Raw genomic sequence first — 19,625 nt, 5'->3', positions numbered from 1 at the left:
AACATTTTTCATTTTTGCGCGGATATGGTATTCTATAATATGTAAATCATTATGAAATAATGATAATAGCGGGTTCATAAAATGAAACAGTTATAAAATAAAAGCTGATAGACTGACGAGGCAAAAAGAGGATAAGATGGCAAAATACGAATACCTGATACTGGATGTGGACGATACTCTTTTGAATTTTGAAAAATGCGAGCTGAATGCTTTTCTCAGGACGATGGAAGCTTGTAAAATCGTACCGGAGGAAAGGCTCCAAAAGCTTTTTATTGAGATATGCGATGAAGTTTGGTTGAAATATGATCTTGATAATACAAACAATGCAGACATACTAAAAAATTATCACAAATATTACCGCAGCTATGCAGTAGAACGATTTGTCCATCTGGAAGAGAAAATCAAAACGGGAATGCCGCCGGAACAACTGAGCGCACTGTATTTTCAGAAGTATAAAGAAGAGTTCTGGCCGGAAGAGGGTGCCATTGCAGTGTGCCGGACACTGTCAAAATACTGCCAGCTGGTACTTGCCACAAACGGTCTGGCAGAGATACAGCGATCTCGTATATCTCCGTTTATGAATTATATTACCCATGTATTTATATCAGAAGAAGTGGGCGCAATCAAACCGTCATCAGCTTTTTATTCCTGTATTCTAAATACATTACACGTGAATAATCCGGCCGTCTGCCTGATGGTGGGGAATTCCATAAGTACAGATATAGTTGGTGCAAATGAGGCAGGAATGGATACCTGCTGGTATAATCGCAGCAGGAAAGCTTATAACCATTCCATAAAGCCTGCATATGAAATCAGTTTTTTACCAGATTTAATACAGCTTATCAAATAAAACAGCTTATAAGGAGAAAATCAGACATGGCAGAAGCAAACAGAAAAGAAGAAGTGAACGCGGACATAGCTGCTGTATGGGATTTGATAACCAGCCTGGAAAATTATTCCTGGCGCAGTGATTTAGACAGGATAGAAATCCTGGCGCCTGGAAAGACATTCCGGGAATATACACGTGACGGCTTTGCTACGACCTTTACGATTACAGTATGTAAGCCCATGAACCGCTATGAGTTCGATATGGAAAACGAAAATATCCAGGGACACTGGATCGGTATTCTGGAACAGACACAGAGAGGCACGATGCTTAATTTTACGGAAAAGGTGACTGCAAAAAAGGTGTGGATGAAGCCTTTTGCGGGAATGTATCTTGCCAGACAGCAGAAAGTATATATGGAGGATTTGAAGAAAGCCCTGAATGCGGCAAATGCCCCTGCAGACTGAAAAAGAACCTGCAGAAAGCATTATTTTTCTTCATGATTCGGAATGGGGAGAAAAATGCAGATTTTACATAAAATCTTAATAAATATCTGTTAAGATGGATAAAAAAGGAGGCATAAAAGCTGTGAGCGATATCCAACAAAAAGAAATTTTCCTTAAAAATTACTGGAAGGCTGTACTGGAGCAGGATGAAAAAACACTGCCTGAATTTTTTTAGGGAGACGCCCTTATCAGACGGCATAACACGGATGAAGAATTTACCGTACATGAATTTGTCAGGGCAAACTGCGAATACCCCGGTGAATGGGACGGCAGCATACAGCGCATGGAGTGTGCCGGAGATACGATGATCACAGCGGCCCATGTCCATACAAAGGACGGTACTCTATCCTTTCATGTGGTATCCTTCTTCCGGATGGAAGATAACAGGATTATAAGCGTTGATGAATACTGGGGAGATGACGGCCCCGCCCCCGCATGGAGGCTTGATAAAAAGATCGGCAGGAAAATATCATAAAGAAGAATATATTCAATTTCCCTGAATAGCAGGCGCACCTTCGGTGTGCGGATAGGAGCAAAATGGAAAAAAAGGAAAATGGTTTTACGGATAGATGGTCCTCTGTTTATTTTTTTATCCCGTTGTTTGAAAATCCGGTTATCATGCCGACGGCGGAGGCTGTTTGTGCAAAACTGGCTGAAAAATTCGGAAAGGTAACTGAACTGGCTGAAGAACAGAATATGCCGCAGAAGCCATCCGAACTGAAATCCTTTGTGCTGTGGGAGCACCAGGTCTATTACGAAAAGGGAAAAAGAGAATTTCCATCCCAGCTGATTCTTTATGGGGCGGATACCTTTGATACAGCCCAATTTGATGAAGCAGTTCGGGCACAGTTCTGGAGCTGCCCTGAAAAAGAAGCTTTTATTGCAAGATGCCGTTATTCAATTATGGCAAGCAACATGCTGGCGGCAGGGCTGCCTGTTTTGGAGCAGTATGGAATTCTGGCCGATTATGCGGATGCTGTTCTTGAACTGTTCCCGGATTGTATCGGTATCTATTGGCCGCACAGCCAGAACCTGCTGCCGAGAGAGGTTTACGAGCATTCCTCCTGGAATTCCCCGGAGCTTCATTTTCTGGACGGCGGCCTGAATGTACGTTTTTTTAATATTACCGGAACAAATGAGATGTTGTTTGACACACTGGGGCTGACACCCATTGGACTGCCGGATCTGCAGTGCCACTGTAAAAATCTGGAACCAAACCAGGTAGTTGTTTTTATGCGGAACCTGGCGGCATACCTGTTTGAATATGGAGATGTTATTGAAGACGGGAATACGGTGGAGGGTATCCATCACGAAAAATGGGTTTGCAGGAAAGAAGATGCCATTATCAGTCCCATGCGGGTTGTCCTGGATATACATATGGGTGAATTTGCAGGAGGAAACAGATAACCTGCGCTTGTCAGCAGCATTTATAAACAGGAAACGGAATTGGAACATTGAAAATGCTGTAATTATGGATGGTTTGTACAGTATCGAACCGGAAAAAGCAGGAAATAGTGAGAGGCAGGATCGATGAAGAATATTAAAATGATAGTAACGGATTTGGACGGCACCTATCTTCGCACAGATAAAACCATATCCGAATATTCCAGGAAAATAATTACAGAATGCAGGAACAAAGGCCTTTTGTTCATTATTGCAACTGCCAGGCCAATCCGGGCGGTGAAGGATTTTCTTTCCGAATCGGATTATGACGGCGCAATTTTTCACAATGGCGCTGTTGTAAAGCTGGGAGATGAACCCTTTTCCGGGTTCGGAATACCTAATCCGGGAAAAATCATTTCCATTCTCCTGGACGCGCATCCCGGACTCCATGCCTGCGTAGAAATGCAGGACCGGCTGTATGTGAATTTTGATCCCGGAAATATCTGGGAGGGCATAGAATATACACTTACGGATTTTACGGATCTGCCCTCTGGGGAAGCGGATAAACTATTGCTGGAAGCGACATCGGTGGAGGACATGAAGCGCTACGAACCGCTTCTTCCACAGGATTTGTATATACAGCTGTCTGAAAATGCAGTAGCAATGATAATGAACAAAAAAGCGGAAAAGATGCGGGCAGTGAAGGAAATTGCCGCGCATTATCAGATCACCCCGGAAGAAATTGTGGCTTTCGGTGATGATTATAATGATATGGAAATGCTGCAGAGATGTGGTATCGGTGTGGCCATGGAAAATGCAATCGATGACGTAAAAAGGCTTGCGGATGAGGTCTGTGCAGACAATGATGCGGACGGAGTCGCCGGCTGGCTGGAACAGCATATCCTGAATGCAGCAAAGGAGGCTTAATGCGAATAGAAATCAGACAATTATTGCAGCGGGGAGCGCATATAAATATTATTGGTGACAGCCTGGCGGCTGGTGCCGGCAGTTCTGGAAGCTGGAAAACGGATAAGGTTATTCTTTGTGACGGAGAAGAAAATTTTATGAGAAGGATTGCTCCAAACAGCTGGTGGGGCAGTTTTGAAACCTATTTGAAGGATAAATTCCCTGGGTGTACACTGGAAAATAACGGCTGTGGCGGCGCATCTTCCGGACAATTGCGCAATGGGATTGAACAGCTTTTCTGCGAAGATAGGGACGATATTATATTCCTTTTTTTTCGGGGCAAATGACAGGAAAAGGGAAAACGGCATGCAGGAGCTTCGGGATAATCTTTCATGGATGATTCGTTTTTTCAGGGAGAAGGGAAAAGAGATGGTTGTTTTTACACCGACCCCTTCAACTGTAATGAATGAAGCTTATGTAAACCGTCTGTACCATATGGAGGACGTGGCTAACATAATTATTGATGTAGCTGAAAAGGAAGGTGTTCTCCTGGCAGATAATTATAATTATATCATGGAATATCTATTATTTTCCGGAAAGAAAATCGATGAAATTTTATTTGGCTGTGGCTGCAGCAATGACGGCTGTCATCCTGCAGATGCTGCACAACTTCTCATATACCGTAATCTCTTAAAAACACTTGGACTGTCACCCAAAATAGACGGAGCTGTGTGGCGCTAAAAAGATATCTGTGAAAAATCTGTTCAATTAAACCGCTAAGATACAGGATATCAATACAGCAGATGAAAATTATAGAAAAGACAGGATATTATGTCGGAGGATATTTATGAATCAACAGCAAAACGCCGCGCTTAAAAGCATGAAAGAATGGCTTGCCCATCCGGACGAGCTGGGAAAAGAACCTGCCAAAATAGAACTGGCGGGTGAGTTCGACCTACATGAGCTGCATTATTATATTTTTAAGTATAAGAAAAGTATTCTGGGTAAATGGCTTCTGGGAGTATGCGGCGGCTATGAACCGGGTGAAACAGAGCACTGTGGTCACGTTTTCAGTGAAATGGAGCCTTATGAAGAAACGACTGCGAAAGAAAAAGCCATAGCAATGGTTGAAATGATACGCAGCTACTGGATGGAACAGGCACAGAAATACGAAGCCGGGAAAATGGCAAAGGATCATGACAGTGCAGAAGATGAGGAAGGAAATGACAGCCAGGCAGGCTCCTTTCTGGGATTTGTGCTGCTTTCAAAGCCGGAATGGAACCTTTCACAACTGAAAACAGATCTGAAAACTGACTGGGATATTGACTGGAATGCGGATGAGAATGAGGCTGAAGACGGAGAAGAAAACGCAGATAATACTTCTTTTGTCATATGCGTCGGTGATATGATGGCTGCAGTCAGCCTGATTGAAGCTCCGGTGCCGGAGGAAGAAGCAGTTGCGAATGCTGCAAATAATTATATGTGGCCGGGAGCTGTGGCAGCTGCAAAGGCTCATACAGCGCAGATATTGGTAGCTGTATTGGGAAATCAGGCGCCGGTTCTGGAGAGGGGGAAGCTTCTTGTAAAATTTATTGCTGCCTGCTGTAAACAGGAAACCGTTCTGGGTGTATATACCAGCGGTACCGTATTTCAGCCCCAGTTTTACCTGGATGCGGCGCAGATGCTGACAGACGGCGGCCTTCCGGTACTCAACTGGATTTATTTCGGCCTATATCAGGAGGGAAAGACCTGGAACGCCTATACCTATGGAATGCGGATGTTCGGCAAGGAAGAGATGGAGGTGCTGCAAGCGGACGCAAAGCCGGAAGAACTTCGCAATTTCCTGCTCGACATCGTTTATTATGTACTTGACGGAAATGTAACACTTCATGCGGGTGAAACCCTCGGATTTTCAGAAAACCAAAAGCTGCCCATAACCTGCAGTAAAAGTGAAGTGCTGGAAGGAAGTACATTAAAAATTGGTTTTACGGCCAACAAATAAAAGCAGAAAGGAACAAACCAATGAAAAAAGGACTCAAAACAGGATTGATTATACTATCACTTATCAGCGTGGCAGGAATTGCCGCAAGCATCATGTGTTTATGGGGAAATAACACTGCTGTCAGCATTATCGGAGGAGCTGACGGTCCAACCAGTATTTTTATTGCAGGTAAAATAGGAAACAGTGCTGTCATATATATCGTAACCGATTTATGCATAATTGCCACAGCAGCGCTTGGAATGTTTGCCGTTAAGCGCAGACATAAATAGCAGCTGGCCGGAGGTTAAAAGGAATGAGGATCAGGGCGTCGGTACGATGCTGCTCCAGCAGGCCAGAGCATGGGCCAAGTCTTGCAGGCAATGAGGGAGCAAGCAGGCTATATGAGAAAATGGGTTTTTCAGATGTTCAGAAGACAATGAGATGCAGACTGTAATTTCGAAAGGGGCATACAAATGAGCAAAAATTTATTAACAGACAGGTATGTTATACTTTCCTTCAATGGGGAGGAGGCAGCAGGACATGGATCGGAGCAGAATCGAAAAAACCACTTCCTTGTTGCTGCCCGGTTCCTTGAACTGCTTACAGATGGTAAGCTGGAAGAAAAAAATGGGGAATATGCGCTCGGTAAAAATCTGGAGGCAGCAGAGAGTTTCGGCAGCATTTTTAAGGATAAGTCAGGATATTACCCGCTGCAGAGCTGGATGGATGCCATTGCCGGGCTGCCGGGAAAAGTCTGTTCTGATATGCGGCAAAAGAAGCTGGAGACACTGATAGATGCCGGAACGATGGATGTGATACCCTCACTGCTGGAATCGGACTGCGATTATCGTATGAATGGCATCAAAGAAAATGCATACCGGAGCGATTTTAATCGTTACAGAAGTGAAAAGGCTTTACTGAAAAACGCCGTCTTAAAGAATACCCTTACCGATGCGGACGTATGCCTGATTTGGCTGCTTTGCCGGGATGGTAAATGGGATGAAATATTTTTGCCTGAAGAAAGAAAGGAATTTGAAGAGGTACTGAAGGAAGTTTCCGCTAAAAACGCTTTTATACGCAGCCTTACTGCATGCAGAATCGAAGTGACGCCGGAGAAGGGGCTGAGCAGATTCCTGAGTGGTTCAGAGGCAGGAAAAAGACAGGATACCATCTTTATAGAAACGGAAACAATGTTTCCCAATGGCGAGGAGTGCATCAATGCGGTAAAAAGCATTTTAGAGTCCAATGGCCATATCTGTGAGTTGAAATCAACCGGAAGCGTTCCGGTGATGGAAATTGATAATATTCTTTATACGCTGACGCCTGACGCAAAGCGGGTTCGGGTAATGAATATTCATGGTGTCAGAGTCAGCCGTTATCATGGCTGATTTTCAGCAGAAGGGGCAGAAATGAGGAGAGACAGCAATGAATTGTACCGTGAAATCATTATACCTTTGTGTCAGGGATATGGAGAGGGCTATCCGTTTTTATGAAGCTTTTCTGGAGCAGCCGGTTACAGAAAAAGATGAACTTTACAGTGTTTTTGACATCCAGGGCTTCCGGCTCGGCCTTTTTGCTTATGAAAAAGCAGGAGAAAAGCACATATTTGGAAGCAACTGTCTGCCAAGCCTGGAGGTGGATTCCCTTGACATCCTGAAAAATAAGCTGTCTGGCCTGAAAATTGTATTTCCATTAAAGCAGATTGGACAGAACTGGGTTTCGGAATTTGAGGACAGTGAAGGAAACCATATTGAGCTGACTGCGCCGTATCGGAAAGAATGAGGAAAAGGATGATAATTGATAAGGGGATTGATGGAGGAAAGGCTTTCGACTGGGGTAAGACTTCTTCAGATTATGCAAAATACAGGGATATTTATCCGCAGGAGTTTTACCGGCGGATTCTGGATGAGGGACTGTGCAGGGATGGTCAGAAGGTGCTTGATATCGGAACAGGGACAGGAGTTCTGCCGCGCTGCCTGTATTCTTATGGTGCGGAGTTTACCGGAACCGATATTTCAGAAAACCAGATCGAGACAGCTAAGCGGCTGGCTGCGGAAGCGGATATGGACATCCGTTTTATGAGCACTGGTGCGGAGGACATGGATTTTCCTGAAAACAGCTTCGATGTGATTACTGCCTGCCAATGCTATTTTTATTTCAACCATGAGATGCTTGCGCCCATGCTTTCCCGTATACTGAAGCCTTCCGGCCGCTTTGTGATCTTATATATGGCATGGCTGCCTTTTGAGGACCGGATTGCGGGAGAAAGTGAAAGACTGGTTCTTAAATATAATCCCTCCTGGTCCGGTTGCGGAGAAACCAGACATCCCATTGCTGTTCCGAAGGCTTATGGTGAATATTTTGAGCTGGAAAAAAATGAAGTTTTTGATCTTCAGGTACCGTTTACGCGCGAAAGCTGGAATGGACGCATCCGTGCCTGCCGTGGAATCGGAGCGTCGCTTTCCCGGGAAGAGGTGGAGGAATTTGACATAGAACACAGACGGATGCTGGAAGCGGAGACGCCTGAACATTTTAATGTGCTTCACTATGCAGGAATGGCAATTTTAAGGAACCGGAAATAAAGCATAAATATAAAAGAGGAAAAGCCCATGTATCAATACTATAAAGGACTGCTGATCCGGGAAGGAATAGAGGGTATAGCGCCGGAGCTTCTACGGGGACTGTATGAAAAAATTGGCTGGTGCGGCAAAGAACTTCCTCAGCGGCAGAATGAAAAATTCACGGAGGCCCTTCGCAATTCGGCATGGGGATTTACCGTATGGAATAAAGAAGAACTGGTGGGAATGGTAAGAGTGGTGTCTGACAAGGTAATGGTCGCTTCTGTTCAGGATTTAATGATTTTGCCGGAATACAGGAGAAAAGGCCTGGGAAGCTTTCTCATCTCCCTTTGTCTGCAGAAGCTGCCGTGCGGGAACTGGTCTGCAAGAACCACTCCTGAAAACTATGAATTTTATAGGAAATGCGGTTTTTCCATGCCGGATTCTCAAAATGTAGCAATGGTATATGATGGCTACATGCTTGCCGAAAAACGCGGAGACCGGTAAAGTAAAAATAAAATGGAGCAGCACAATGACGAATAAAGATATTATGCGGATTGCGACGGAACAGTCTGCACTTGAAGCGAATTGCAGTCCGGAGGACTTTTTCCGCAGTGAAAACATAGTAACAATTTCCACCGGAAATAAGGGGGCAAGAAGAAATCTGGCACTGCCTGCCTACTGTAATCTGATTTCTTACGGCAGCAATATTGTCGCTTCCGTAAATCCGGCAGTAAAAGAAACTGTAGAAAAGTATCTGGAACAATTTGAACCGGGGCACTGTTTTGGCACCCCTAATATTTATTTATTGAATGATGCGTTTCGCAGGGATGGTATGTGTATCTGTTTTATGGCGGAATTTTTTCTTCCTGATGTGGAACGGCTAAAGGAACGTGAATGCGGCTTCCGGATGGAAATGCTGAGGCCGGAGGATTTAACGCAATTTTATGTCCCGGAATGGAGCAATGCGCTTACCAGTGGATGCAGGGAACTGGATGTGCTTGCTGTCGGCGCATATGACGGTGCCAGGCTGGTGGGACTTGCCGGATGCTCCGCCGATTGTGATACGATGTGGCAGATAGGAATTGATGTATTGCCTGAATACAGACGGCAGGGAATTGCTTCAGCCCTGACAAGCAGGCTGGCGCTTGAAATTCTTGCCGCAGGTAGGGTCCCGTACTACTGTGTGGCCTGGGCAAATGTGAAATCGGTGAGAAATGCCGTACAGTCCGGCTTTATCCCGGCCTGGGTGGAGCTTAATGCTAAGACCATCAGCTTTTCAAATGCATTGACAGGAAGAAAGGTGCCGGAAAACACAAAAAAAACCTGTCCTACATGACGGTATAGGACAGGGCTTTTTGTATAAACTATTGTATATCTGAATTATGCCATCTGGTTTACAGCTTTGGAAAGACGAGACACCTTTCTGGATGCTGTATTTTTGTGATATACACCTTTGGTAGCTGCTTTATCAATTGTAGATGTAGCAGCAAGAAGAGCTGCCTGAGCAGCTGCCTTATCACCAGCTTCAATAGCAGTGTATACCTTCTTAACAGAAGTCTTTACACCAGATTTGATAGCTTTGTTTCTGTCAGCTTTGGTTTTATTAACCAGAATTCTCTTCTTAGCAGATTTGATGTTAGCCAAGATTTTCACCTCCATTTTCAAGCGAAATTTTCCATTCTTTATGAAAATGTTTCATTAAACCCGGACACGGTCGTTCTAATGGAAACATACGAATATATTCTATCTGACGTGTTGTTATATGTCAATACATAATTTGCTTATTTTTGCAAAAAATAGTCATTACGAATCAGTTCAGACGAGTCTGAACTGTTACCATAGTACGAATAATCAAAATATAAAAAGGGAAAAGCGGGAGAGTACAGATGAGTTGTTTTCAGGTAAGAACGGACCTGGCGCTGGAAGCCAGGGAAAGTATTACGGATGCGGACGGAGAGCTGCGGGGGGTCCGGGTGGAGGAGTCCCGGAGTGAGAAGAGCGAGGTGCAGATTACCCGTGTCATCATTGATACTAAAAACGGAGCAAAAGCCATGGGGAAACCTATGGGTACCTATGTCACACTGGAAGCGCCGGCACTGATAGAGCCGGATGAGGATTACCACCGGGAGGTTTCCGAGGAGCTGGCAAAGCAGCTGCGCAGGCTGATCCCGGAGATTGAAAAAGAACAGTCTATTCTGGTGGTAGGCCTGGGAAACCGGGATGTCACTGCGGATGCCCTGGGGCCGGAGGTGGTGGATAATCTGTTTATCAACAGGCATGTGATTAAGGAATACGGCAAAGCCGCCTACGGCAGGGAAAAAATGCATCAGGTCAGCAGTATTGTCCCGGGCGTTACGGCAATGACCGGTATGGAAACTGCGGAGATTGTAAAAGGCGTGGTTGATCAGACGAAGCCGGATGCCCTGATAGTGGTGGACGCATTGGCGGCAAGAAGCACGAAGCGGCTAAACCGCACTATCCAGGTTTCAGATGCGGGCATCCATCCCGGATCCGGGGTGGGAAATCACCGGAATGCCATCACAAAGGAAAGCCTGGGAGTTCCTGTGATTGCCATCGGCGTGCCCACCGTAGTTGATGCGGCGACCATTGTAGGCGATGCCATAGAAAGCATGCTGCAGGAATACGGGGAAAGCGGACATTTTTTTAACCGCGAGCATCCCAAGGCCATGTCTGAACTGAATAATATGTACGTCACAAGCAAGGATATTGACGAAACGGTAAAACGTCTGAGCTTTACAATTTCCGAGGCGATCAACATTGCGCTGGATATTGCCTGATTGTCTGCATAATTGAGAAGCGCAGGTGCATATATTCTTCTATGAATAAAAAATGGAACGGAAGAAATATTTTTCATAAATGTGTGCTTGTGCTTCTTGTAATTGCCCTGGGGGATTTTCTGTTCACAGGGCGAAGCTCCTCAGACGGAGGCGGAGGGAGCAGTTTCTCATGGAAGGAAGCGCTGGCAGGGAAAGCGGAAGAAAGCGTGCTGAATGTATGGCTTCCTTCCTTTGCTTTTGCGGACCGCAGCAGTACACAGGGAAGCTGGTTTCTCAATATGCTGGGACAGCAGGTACCATTGTTTGCCTATGCGGGAAGCCAGGAGGACGGTGGGCTGCAGACGGAGAGCGGAAGCACCTATGAACGGATCCTTTTGCTGGAGGGAGCGAGTGAATATACGGAAAGCGAGGACGGGGATGCGCTGGAGGCGCCGGAAACATCTGAAGGGAGAATACAGCTGGATGATAAAATGACGCAGCTGCTCCAGGAGGAAAATCAGACAGGCCGGCCGGAGGAAGAGGAAAGTGCAGATCAGGAGGAAACTCCGGTCCCGTCAGCAGATCAGTTCGGCTTTATCAGGGCGGCAGGAAGAAGCCAGGAATACAACTGGAGCTATTATCAGGATTTTGACGCGTTGATTAAGGAATTTTATGCCGTTGATGCTACCACGCAGGCCAGCCCCGCCCGTCTGAACCTGGATTCCCTGCTTGGCAAAACCATGGCGATTACAAAAAATCCGGATGTGCCGCAAATCCTGATTTATCACACCCATTCCCAGGAGGATTTTGTGGATTCCGTACCGGGGGATTCTTCCACGACTATTATGGGCGCCGGGGAGCTGCTGGCACAGATACTGCGGGAGGAGTACGGCTATAATGTAATTCACCACACCGGGGAATACGATGTGGAAGCCAGAGACTATGCTTATTCCAATTCACTGCCTGCCATAGAGCAGGTGCTTGCGGAAAATCCCACCATTGAAGTGGTGATTGACCTGCACAGGGATGAAGTGCTGGAGGGCAGGAAGCTGGTTATGGATCTGAACGGAAAACCCACGGCGAAATTTATGTTTTTTAACGGACTGTCCTATACCAAAGCCCACGGAGAGATTGAGTATTTACAAAACCCATACATAGACGATAATCTGGCTTTTTCCTTCCAGATGCAGGTGATTGCAAATGAGTATTACCCGGGACTGACAAGACGTATTTATTTAAAGGGTTACCGATATAACATGCATCTTCGTCCCCGTTCCCTGCTGATAGAGCTGGGTGCACAGACAAATACGGTGGAAGAAATCAGGAATGCCTGCGCACCGATTGCCCACATTCTCGATCTGGAATTATCCGGTAAGGGTTTGTATTGACCGGGAACCCTGATTTTGCTATACTTAGCAGGTGAAAATGTAAGGCGCGCAGAACCCTGAGCGTCTGAAAAACCTAATATTTTATGAATAAAGGAACCTGCTGCATCAGGCTGGTTCCTGAAGTATGCAAAAGATTTGGAGGAAATATATGTCCATAGATCAGAGTAAAATCAGGAATTTCTGTATTATTGCCCACATTGATCACGGCAAATCCACACTGGCGGACAGGATCATTGAACGGACCGGGCTCCTGACAAGCAGGGAAATGCAGGAGCAGGTGCTTGACAATATGGATTTGGAGAGGGAAAGAGGGATTACCATCAAATCCCAGGCGGTCCGTACCGTATATAAAGCGAAAAACGGAGAAGAGTATATTCTCAACCTGATAGACACTCCGGGTCACGTGGACTTCAATTACGAGGTCAGCCGTTCCCTGGCGGCCTGCGACGGCGCGGTGCTCGTTGTGGATGCAGCCCAGGGAATCGAGGCTCAGACGCTGGCGAATGTTTACATGGCGCTGGATCACGACCTGGACGTATTCCCCGTCATCAATAAAATAGATCTGCCCAGCGCGGAGCCGGACCGGGTGAAAGAGGAAATTGAGGACGTGATCGGCCTGGAAGCCCATGACGCGCCGTTGATTTCCGCTAAAAACGGCATCGGCATCGATGAAGTGCTGGAACAGATTGTGAGCAAGATCCCGGCTCCCGGCGGCAGCCCGGACAACCCCCTACAGGCTCTTATTTTTGACTCCCTGTATGATCCATATAAAGGCGTTATTATTTTCTGCCGGATTATGGAAGGCAAAGTGAGTAAAGGAACCCCTGTCCGCATGATGGCCACAGGAGCGCAGGAGGAGGTTGTGGAGGTAGGCTACTTTGGCGCGGGCCAGTTCATTCCCTGTGAAGAGCTAAGCGCAGGAATGGTAGGATATATCACCGCCTCCATTAAAAATGTAAAGGACACCGCCGTGGGCGATACCGTAACCAATGCGGAACATCCCTGCGCTAAGCCCCTGCCCGGCTATAAGAAAGTAAATCCCATGGTTTACTGCGGCATGTATCCGGCAGACGGCGCAAAATATCCGGATCTGCGGGATGCCCTGGAAAAGCTGCGGCTCAATGACGCCTCCCTTTTCTATGAGCCGGAAACCTCGGCGGCATTGGGTTTTGGCTTCCGCTGCGGGTTCCTGGGACTTCTTCACCTGGAGGTAATCGAAGAAAGGCTGGAAAGGGAATACAACCTGGATCTGGTTACCACGGCGCCGGGCGTTGTTTATAAGGTGCATAAGACGAACGGGGAGGTCATGGATCTGACCAATCCCTCCAATCTGCCCGACCCTTCCGTAATCGAATACATGGAAGAACCCATTGTCAGCGCCGAAATTATGGTAACCAGCGAGTTTATCGGTTCCATCATGGATCTTTGCCAGGAACGCAGAGGCCGTTATCTGAGCATGGAATATATGGAGGAAAAAAGGGCGCTGCTCAAATATGAGCTTCCTTTGAATGAAATTATTTACGATTTCTTTGACGCCCTCAAATCCCGTTCCAAGGGCTATGCGTCTTTTGATTATGAACTGAAGGGCTATGAACAGTCAGAGCTTGTGAAGCTTGATATCCTGATTAACCGGGAAGAAGTAGACGCTCTTTCCTTTATTGTCCATAAGGACAGCGCTTATGAGAGAGGCCGCAGAATGTGTGAACGGCTGAAGGACGAAATTCCCAGACATCTGTTTGAAATCCCGATTCAGGCGGCGGTAGGCGGCAAAATTATCGCCAGGGAAACCGTGAAGGCCATGCGCAAGGATGTTCTCGCCAAGTGCTACGGCGGTGATATCTCCCGTAAGAAAAAGCTGCTGGAAAAGCAGAAGGAAGGTAAGAAGCGCATGCGTCAGGTAGGCAATGTGGAAATTCCACAGGAAGCCTTCATGAGCGTACTGAAGCTTGACGATAAGAAGTAAATGACTTATAAAACGTCCGTCGGCAGCCTCTGCAGCAGGTCCGCTTCCGAATGGACAATAGCAAAAAAGTCCATGGCTTCCATGGGCTTTTTCTGTGAGACAAGGCACAAAAGCATAAAAACAGAGCAGCTTATTTATCTTGATTTTTGGACTATAACGGGAAACCCGGAGTTTACAAACATTTTATAATTTACACTCTTCCCAGCCGGACTTTTTTCTGTTATTCTGAAACAGCAGAGGAAGCCGGCCCGGCAGAGGAACAGGAGCAGAACAAATGAAGCAGGCCCCCCTTGGCATCTATTTACACATTCCCTTTTGCGTACGCAAATGTCTTTATTGTGATTTCCTTTCAGCCCCCACAGATGAACAGACGAAAACAGAATATGTGGAAGCCCTGCTTGCGGAAATACGGGCCCAGGCTCCGCTTTACAGTGATTATGCGGTAAAGACCGTCTTTTTTGGAGGCGGCACGCCGTCCCTGCTTCCGGGGAAGGAGCTTTTCCGGATTATGGAATGCCTGCGGCAAAATTTTTCATTTGCCCCGGAGGAAGAAGCACCGGAAATCACTATGGAAGCCAATCCGGGAACGCTTACGGCAGATAATCTGGAATGGTACCGCAGGGCGGGAATCAACAGGCTCAGCATCGGACTGCAGTCAGCCAATGACCGGGAACTGAAGGCGCTGGGACGGATCCATACCTGGGGGGAGTTCCTTAACAGCTTCAGGCTGGCCAGAGAGGCGGGCTTTTCCAATATTAATGTGGATCTCATGTCGGCGCTTCCGGGCCAGACGCCGCAGGCCTGGATGGATACCCTGAAGAAAACGGCAGCCCTTGAACCGGAACATATTTCCGCCTACAGCCTTATCATTGAGGAAGGTACGCCGTTTTATACGTTTTACGGCGGGGAAAAACCGGCGGCGGGACATCCGCCCCTGCCGGATGAGGAAACGGACCGTCTCATGTACAGTCAGACGAAGGCGTATCTGGCAGAAGCCGGCTATGGCCGTTATGAGATATCCAACTACGCCCGGCCGGGTTTTTCCTGCCGCCACAATCTCTCCTACTGGAAACGGACCGACTACGCGGGCTTCGGGCTGGGGGCGGCTTCCCTTCGGCAGAATGTGCGCTGGAACAATACATCGGATATGAAGGAATACCTGTCCGGTTCTGCAGCTGAAGGGTTTGCCACACCTGTGAAGCAGGCGGTTCAGACGCTGTCCGCAGAGGAGCAGATGGAAGAATTCATGTTTTTGGGTCTGCGGATTACCGAAGGTATTTCCCTCCGACGGTTCCGTGAGGCCTTTGGCAGGACTGTGGAGGAGGTTTACGCAGGACCGGTGGAAAAGCTCACGCACGAAGGGCTGCTGGAACGGTATTCCCAGGAAAAAAACGGTGTGCACGAAGAATTTTTAAAGCTGACTGATTATGGAATTGACGTCAGTAACTATGCGCTTTCCGAATTTTTATTCTGAAAGACTCCTGAAAGGTTTTGAAAAGTACTGGCACTATAAGCTTTGGCGCCACATAGAATAGTATTAAATTGACTATGGGGGCTCCTGTTGAAAACCTTTCTGAAACCACTGTCGAAAGAGGAGGAAAGCGCGTGTCTGGAAGCGCTGCAGGGGAGTGACGGCGTAAAAGCCAGGGAAGCCAAGCAGATACTGATTGAGCGAAATCTGCGGCTGGTAGCCCATATCGCAAAAAAGTATCAGAACGTAGATGAGGATATGGAGGATTTGATATCCATTGGGACCATAGGCCTCATCAAAGCGGTGGAATCCTTTGATTCATCCAAAAACAGCAAGCTGGCCACCTATGCGGCCAGATGCATAGATAACGAGCTGCTGATGATGCTCAGAAGCAAAAAAAAGACATCCCGCGAGGTTTCGCTTTATGATCCGATAGGCACCGACCGGGAAGGAAATGAAATCAGCCTGCTGGATGTTACGCCGCAGGAGCAGCCTGACATCGTGGATCAGATGGAGCTGGAGAGAAGTCTCGGCAAGCTTTCCGGCCTGATTGATACCCTGTTAACGGAACGGGAAAAGGAAATCATCTGTCTGCGCTACGGACTGTACGGCGGCGAGGAGGTCACTCAGCGGGAAATCGGCAAAAAGCTGGATATTTCCAGAAGCTATGTGTCCCGGATTGAAAAAAGGGCTCTGAACAAGCTGCGTGAGGGCTTCGAAAAAATGGAGGTCCACTACCTGTAACGAAGCACAAAAGAATATTGCAATTTGCAGTTCCTTCGTATCGTGATTTCTTATTCTGAAAAGAAATTGCAAATTGCAATCTTGTATTTTCTTATTTATAATTTCTTTATTTATTCTTATTATCTTAATCTTTTTATCGATCAACTATCTGTTGCCTTTTTCAAGGCCATTCATCTGATTTGCAGGAGAAAAAAATGTACAGTACAGTTTATACAGGCGGGCTGCATGGTATGGAGAGCTATCTGGCCCGGGTGGAAGTGGACGCTTCCAGGGGATTGCCGGGCTTTGAAATGGTGGGCCTCTTGGGGAGCGAAGTCAAGGAGGCCAGGGAGCGAATCCGTGTAGCCTTAAAAAATGCGGAGGCGGCGCTGCCTCCTGTGCGTATTACAGTGAATATCTCTCCGGCCAGCCTCCACAAGGAGGGCACCTCCTACGATTTGCCTGTGGCGGTGGGAATACTGGTTTCCACGGGCATGATCCCCCAGGATTACGTAAAGGACTCCATGATAGCGGGAGAACTGGGCCTGAGCGGGGAAATTAAACCGGTGAGGGGGATTCTTCCCATGGCGCTGGAAGCAAAGAAGCAGGGCTTAAAGCGATGTATCGTCCCTTTGGAAAACCTTGCGGAAGCACAGCTGGTGGAAGGAATAAAGATTCTGGGAGCCGGCTGTCTCATACAGCTGATAGAGCTTCTGCAGTGCCGTGACGGTATCCCGGAAAACCTGTTGTATAAAGATATCATGTATATGGAAAAAACAGAAAAAAATACAGACGCAGACAGCTTGTCGGGCAATGTGGCAGCCAATATGGAAAGAACGGCGGACCTGGCTGAAACATTGCCGGATTTTGCGGATGTTTCCGGGCAGGAGAGCGCTAAACGGGCGGCTGTGGTAGCCGCCGCGGGCTTTCATCATTTACTCATGATCGGCCCTCCCGGCTCCGGTAAAACCATGCTGGCCCGCTGCATCCCGTCCATTCTGCCGCCTCTGTCGACCCAGGAACGGCTGGAGGTGACGAAGGTTCGCAGTGTGGCGGGACTGATGGAAGAAGGGGCAGGGCTTCTTAAAAACAGGCCTTTTATCAGTCCGCATCATACCGTTACCTCGCGGGCCCTCACCGGAGGCGGTCAGGTGCCCAGGCCGGGATTGATCAGTCTTGCACACAGAGGCGTCCTGTTTCTGGACGAGCTGACAGAGTTTAAAAGAGCCACGCTGGATTTGCTGCGGCAGCCCATGGAGGAACGCCGGGTACAGATTGCCAGAAACAGCGGCACTTATGTATATCCTTCGGATTTCATGCTTGTGGCTGCCATGAATCCCTGCCCCTGCGGCTACTATCCTGACAGAAACAGGTGCCGCTGTACGCCCGGTGAGGTTCAGCGGTATCTGAACCGTGTGTCCGGTCCGATTCTTGACAGAATGGATATTTTTACAGAGGTATCACGGATAGATTTTGCGGGACTGGCAGGCGAAAATGCCGGTACGGGAGCAGACAGCCGGAGCCTGAGAATGCAGGTGATGGAAGCCAGAGCCAGGCAGGAGGCTCGCTATGCAGGAACCGGGCTGCGTTTTAATTCCCAGCTGGGACCAGGGGAAATCAGGAAATACTGCCGTCTGGGCCTGGCGCAGCAGCAATATATGGAACAGCTATTTCATGCACTGCAGTTAAGCGCCAGAGCATATCACAGGATTATCCGCCTGGCGCGTACGCTGGCAGATTTGGACGGAAAAGATACTATCGGACAGGTTCATCTAAGTGAAGCGGCCTGTTACCGGATGGCCGATGGAAAGTACTGGAGGAAAAAAGGGTGACGGAAAGGGAATTTTCTTACTGGCTATGTAATATAGAAGGAATAGGCAGAGTGACAGCGGGCAGGCTGCTTAAGAGGGCCGGCAGCGCACAGGCCGTGTATGAAATGAAAGAACAGGAGCTGGCCGGGCTTCTGTCTGCGGCCCAGCTGAAAAGTTTTCAGCGCGCCAGAAAAGAGAAAAATGTGAAACAGGAATATCAGATGCTTCTTAAACGGGGAATCCGTTTTCTCCCTGTTTCTGATCCGGAGTATCCTGCAAGGCTTCAGGAAATTCCGGATGCCCCTCAGGGTATTTACGTTCGGGGCGGGCTTCCGGAAGAGGGGACGCCGAGCGTGGCAGTGATAGGCGCCAGGATGTGTTCCGAATATGGTAAACAGGCGGCCAGATATTTCGCCTCCGCGCTGGCTGCAGCGGGTGTCCAGGTAGTAAGCGGCCTGGCAAGGGGGATTGACGGCATCAGCCAGGAAGCGGCGCTTGATTGCGGCGGAAGGACCTATGCGGTACTTGGCTGCGGCGTGGATGTATGTTATCCTGCGGAGAACGGCAGACTGTTTGACCGGATACCTGCGCGGGGCGGAATTGTGTCCGAATATCCGCCGGGAACCCTCCCCCAGGCAAGACTGTTCCCGCCCAGAAACCGTATCATCAGCGGCCTGTCCGACCTGATCCTCGTGGTGGAGGCCAGAGAAAAAAGCGGTACGCTGATTACGGTGGATATGGCTCTGGAACAGGGCAGGGAGGTATTTGCAATTCCCGGGCGGGTAACGGATGCCCTGAGCAGCGGCTGCAATACGCTTATCAGGCAGGGAGCCGGTGTCGCAATCAGCCCGTCGGCACTTCTGGAAGAACTGGGCCAAAACTGCCGGCCGCGGCAGATGGAAATTCCTTCGGGAAAACGGACGGTATCGAATTGTCCAAGGGAGAGGAATTCCCAGGAAAACCGTCCCATGAAAGAGAAGAGCCTGAAGCAGCGGGTGGCCGCCTGCCTTGATTTTACCCCCCAGACACCGGGGCAGCTCTATGAAAAAATGCGTAAAAGCGGCTGTATCATTCCTCTTCCCATCCTCATGCAGCAGCTGCTGGAGCTGCATATGGAAGGAGCGGCGGGACAGGAGGGAGGCTATTTTTTCAGGAATGGTAAAAATTAATATTTTCGAAAAGAAAACCTGATATTTTTATAAGGTGTTAGTCCGTAAATGTGTTGGTAAGGTTATATAGTCAATATCCCAGCCGTTCTTATATCCTTATTATTGTGGTAATAGCTTGTGCCGGTTACTGCCAATACGGTTTCCGTCAACCGCCCGATTA

At 47.9% G+C, this 19,625-nt stretch carries 22 protein-coding genes; 21 read left to right on the top strand and 1 reads right to left on the bottom strand.

The annotated features are described in order from the left end of the window. Positions 1 to 136 precede the first annotated feature (136 nt). From FYJ45_RS00105 to FYJ45_RS00045, 14 genes are all read left to right on the top strand, one after another. Entirely contained in the window at positions 137 to 850 is a 714-nt protein-coding gene (locus tag FYJ45_RS00105) for an HAD family hydrolase (protein ID WP_154462916.1), read from the top strand. A gap of 26 nt (positions 851 to 876) precedes the next feature. After that, positions 877 to 1,293, top strand: coding sequence for an SRPBCC family protein (locus FYJ45_RS00100; protein WP_154462915.1), 417 nt, complete (start codon positions 877 to 879; stop codon positions 1,291 to 1,293). Positions 1,294 to 1,615: 322 nt separating this feature from the next. Further along, positions 1,616 to 1,807 carry a nuclear transport factor 2-like protein gene (locus FYJ45_RS31610; RefSeq protein WP_320620630.1) on the top strand — a complete coding sequence of 64 codons (192 nt, stop codon included), beginning with the start codon at positions 1,616 to 1,618 and terminating at the stop codon, positions 1,805 to 1,807. 62 nt (positions 1,808 to 1,869) lie between these two features. Beyond that, on the top strand, positions 1,870 to 2,739 hold the full coding sequence (locus FYJ45_RS00090) for a DUF4261 domain-containing protein (protein WP_154462914.1): 870 nt from the start codon (positions 1,870 to 1,872) through the stop codon (positions 2,737 to 2,739). A 123-nt stretch (positions 2,740 to 2,862) separates the two neighbouring features. Continuing rightward, complete coding sequence (locus FYJ45_RS00085) at positions 2,863 to 3,642, top strand: HAD family hydrolase (RefSeq protein WP_154462913.1); 780 nt, start codon at positions 2,863 to 2,865, stop codon at positions 3,640 to 3,642. Beyond that, on the top strand, positions 3,642 to 3,968 hold the full coding sequence (locus FYJ45_RS30155) for a hypothetical protein (RefSeq protein ID WP_235930455.1): 327 nt from the start codon (positions 3,642 to 3,644) through the stop codon (positions 3,966 to 3,968). Before FYJ45_RS00085 ends, FYJ45_RS30155 begins: the two co-directional genes overlap by 1 nt. Before the next feature lie 82 nt (positions 3,969 to 4,050). After that, a complete protein-coding gene (locus tag FYJ45_RS30150) occupies positions 4,051 to 4,362 on the top strand; it encodes a hypothetical protein (RefSeq protein ID WP_235930454.1) in 312 nt (103 codons plus the stop codon). A gap of 106 nt (positions 4,363 to 4,468) precedes the next feature. After that, positions 4,469 to 5,623: a DUF4261 domain-containing protein gene (locus FYJ45_RS00075; protein WP_154462912.1), complete on the top strand. Its 1,155-nt coding sequence runs from the start codon at positions 4,469 to 4,471 to the stop codon at positions 5,621 to 5,623. A gap of 20 nt (positions 5,624 to 5,643) precedes the next feature. Beyond that, positions 5,644 to 5,892: an oxaloacetate decarboxylase gene (locus tag FYJ45_RS00070; RefSeq protein WP_154462911.1), complete on the top strand. Its 249-nt coding sequence runs from the start codon at positions 5,644 to 5,646 to the stop codon at positions 5,890 to 5,892. A gap of 183 nt (positions 5,893 to 6,075) precedes the next feature. Then, the gene (locus FYJ45_RS00065) at positions 6,076 to 6,990 is read left to right on the top strand and encodes a hypothetical protein (protein WP_154462910.1); all 915 of its coding nucleotides are present in this window, start codon (positions 6,076 to 6,078) and stop codon (positions 6,988 to 6,990) included. A gap of 37 nt (positions 6,991 to 7,027) precedes the next feature. Then, a complete protein-coding gene (locus FYJ45_RS00060; RefSeq protein WP_025489718.1) occupies positions 7,028 to 7,384 on the top strand; it encodes a VOC family protein in 357 nt (118 codons plus the stop codon). A gap of 8 nt (positions 7,385 to 7,392) precedes the next feature. Beyond that, positions 7,393 to 8,184 (top strand): class I SAM-dependent methyltransferase, encoded by a 792-nt coding sequence (locus tag FYJ45_RS00055; protein ID WP_154462909.1) that lies wholly within the window; start codon positions 7,393 to 7,395, stop codon positions 8,182 to 8,184. Between the two features lie 27 nt (positions 8,185 to 8,211). Beyond that, positions 8,212 to 8,667 carry a GNAT family N-acetyltransferase gene (locus FYJ45_RS00050; protein WP_154462908.1) on the top strand — a complete coding sequence of 152 codons (456 nt, stop codon included), beginning with the start codon at positions 8,212 to 8,214 and terminating at the stop codon, positions 8,665 to 8,667. Positions 8,668 to 8,692: 25 nt separating this feature from the next. Then, entirely contained in the window at positions 8,693 to 9,499 is an 807-nt protein-coding gene (locus tag FYJ45_RS00045) for a GNAT family N-acetyltransferase (RefSeq protein WP_154462907.1), read from the top strand. Positions 9,500 to 9,543: 44 nt separating this feature from the next. Here FYJ45_RS00045 and rpsT read toward each other — a convergent pair whose 3' ends face one another. Continuing rightward, a complete protein-coding gene (rpsT, locus tag FYJ45_RS00040; RefSeq protein WP_025489721.1) occupies positions 9,544 to 9,807 on the bottom strand; it encodes a 30S ribosomal protein S20 in 264 nt (87 codons plus the stop codon). A gap of 242 nt (positions 9,808 to 10,049) precedes the next feature. Between rpsT and gpr the strand changes: the two genes are divergently transcribed. The 7 genes from gpr to dprA all read left to right on the top strand — a co-directional run bounded on the left by gpr (position 10,050) and on the right by dprA (position 19,465). Next, entirely contained in the window at positions 10,050 to 10,961 is a 912-nt protein-coding gene (gene gpr / locus FYJ45_RS00035; protein ID WP_021635926.1) for a GPR endopeptidase, read from the top strand. Positions 10,962 to 11,002: 41 nt separating this feature from the next. Then, positions 11,003 to 12,328: a stage II sporulation protein P gene (locus tag FYJ45_RS00030; protein ID WP_154462906.1), complete on the top strand. Its 1,326-nt coding sequence runs from the start codon at positions 11,003 to 11,005 to the stop codon at positions 12,326 to 12,328. 148 nt (positions 12,329 to 12,476) lie between these two features. Next, a complete protein-coding gene (gene lepA, locus FYJ45_RS00025) occupies positions 12,477 to 14,291 on the top strand; it encodes a translation elongation factor 4 (protein WP_025489723.1) in 1,815 nt (604 codons plus the stop codon). 274 nt (positions 14,292 to 14,565) lie between these two features. Then, a complete protein-coding gene (gene hemW, locus FYJ45_RS00020) occupies positions 14,566 to 15,765 on the top strand; it encodes a radical SAM family heme chaperone HemW (RefSeq protein WP_154462905.1) in 1,200 nt (399 codons plus the stop codon). An 87-nt stretch (positions 15,766 to 15,852) separates the two neighbouring features. Beyond that, a complete protein-coding gene (gene sigK, locus FYJ45_RS00015) occupies positions 15,853 to 16,506 on the top strand; it encodes an RNA polymerase sporulation sigma factor SigK (protein ID WP_021635919.1) in 654 nt (217 codons plus the stop codon). Between the two features lie 194 nt (positions 16,507 to 16,700). Further along, entirely contained in the window at positions 16,701 to 18,317 is a 1,617-nt protein-coding gene (locus FYJ45_RS00010; RefSeq protein ID WP_154462904.1) for a YifB family Mg chelatase-like AAA ATPase, read from the top strand. Continuing rightward, on the top strand, positions 18,314 to 19,465 hold the full coding sequence (gene dprA / locus FYJ45_RS00005; protein WP_154462903.1) for a DNA-processing protein DprA: 1,152 nt from the start codon (positions 18,314 to 18,316) through the stop codon (positions 19,463 to 19,465). Before FYJ45_RS00010 ends, dprA begins: the two co-directional genes overlap by 4 nt. The last annotated feature ends 160 nt before the right edge of the window (positions 19,466 to 19,625 follow it).

The organism is Eisenbergiella porci (genome assembly GCF_009696275.1).
GTDB lineage: Bacteria > Bacillota > Clostridia > Lachnospirales > Lachnospiraceae > Eisenbergiella > Eisenbergiella porci.
This window is presented reverse-complemented; position numbering and strand designations above follow the sequence as displayed.